This window comes from Burkholderia sp. HAN2018 (assembly GCF_024704855.1).
Lineage (GTDB): Bacteria > Pseudomonadota > Gammaproteobacteria > Burkholderiales > Burkholderiaceae > Burkholderia > Burkholderia cepacia.
Genome location: NZ_QOBB01000502.1, coordinates 1 through 1,273 on the forward strand (window position 1 = coordinate 1; position 1,273 = coordinate 1,273).

The 1,273-nt window shown below is 70.9% G+C and carries 2 protein-coding genes; both read right to left on the reverse strand.

The features are described 5' to 3' along the window. The coding region (locus DPV74_RS41380; RefSeq protein WP_162923337.1) for a YoaK family protein at nt 1-625 on the reverse strand (625 nt) is incomplete at its 3' end. Between the two features lie 57 nt (nt 626-682). Then, on the reverse strand, nt 683-1,210 hold the full coding sequence (locus DPV74_RS41385; RefSeq protein WP_043184629.1) for a chromate transporter: 528 nt from the start codon (nt 1,208-1,210) through the stop codon (nt 683-685). Between the last annotated feature and the right edge of the window lie 63 nt (nt 1,211-1,273).

The following is a 1,273-nucleotide window of genomic DNA, read 5'->3' on the forward strand; positions in this document are numbered from 1 at the left end:
CGAGCAGCAGCACGGCGCCCCACAGTGCGAGCTCCGGCACGAGCCGCGTGACGAGGCCGCCGATCACCGCGCCGGCCAGGAAGCAGAAGCTGATCGTCGCGAGCAGCGCCGAGTCGTGCAGCGCGCCCGCGTCGTAGCGCGGGATCAGCCCGACGAACAGCTTCTGCGCGGCGCGGCGCAGGTTGCCGGTCGTCATCACCGACGTGTACGACAGTTCCTCGAGATGGGTGAACGACAGCGTCTGCAGCGTCGCGACGAACGAAATGCCCGGAATCAGCCATGCGCTCGACGCGCCGACGAGCCCGCTCGCGGCGACGCCGAGAAAGGCGATCTCGACGAGCAGGCTCGCGAATGCGGTATGCCGCATCCAGCCGCGCTGCGCGGCGAGGCCGAGCAGGTGCGCGACGAACACCGCGACCACGAAGCCGCCGAGCGGCGGCACGTGGTGCAGCGCGGCCGCCCATTCGCCGGCCGACACGTTGATGCCGAGCAGCGCGACGTTGCCCGTCATCGTGTTCGCGAACACGTGGCCGTGGCCCACGTACGTGTATGCGTCGAGGTAGCCGCCTGACAGCGTCAGCAACGCGGCGACAGTGAGATTGCGGCTGGCGCCGTCGAGATCCATCGAGCCTCCCGTGAAGATTCGCGCCAGTATGGCGCACGGGACGTTACCGTGCGCCGGTCATTGCCCGATGCCCGTGAGCCCGATCAGCGCGCCGCCCGCGAGCAGCCACAGCGGATGGATGCGCGTGCGCCACGCGAGCACCGCGCACGCGGCGGTGATGCCCCACTGGATCGCCGTGCGGTTCGACGCCTCGGAGATCAGCACCGCGCTCGCCGCGACGAGCCCGGCCGTGACGGGCATCATCCCCTGCTGCACGTAGCGGCGCCACGGCCGGTCGCGAAAGCGCTCCCACGCATGCAGCGCGAGCACGGTGACGATCGACGACGGCCCGAACTTCGCGAGCGACGCGACCAGCAGCCCGCTCCAGCCGGCCACGTGCCAGCCGACCAGCGACACGATCATCATGTTCGGCCCGGGCGCCGCCTGGGCCAGCGCGAACAGCGCGGTGAACTCGTGCGCGCTCATCCAGTGATGGACGTCGACGACCTGCCGCTGCATCTCCGGCAGGATCGTGTTGCCGCCGCCGAATGCGAGCAGCGACAACTGGCTGAAGATCGTCGCGATGGCGATCAGCGTGTCGTTCATGGCCGGCCTCCCGGCTGCGTGTCGCGCGCCGCGGCCGGCGCCGGCTGCGGCGTGCCCGCGTCG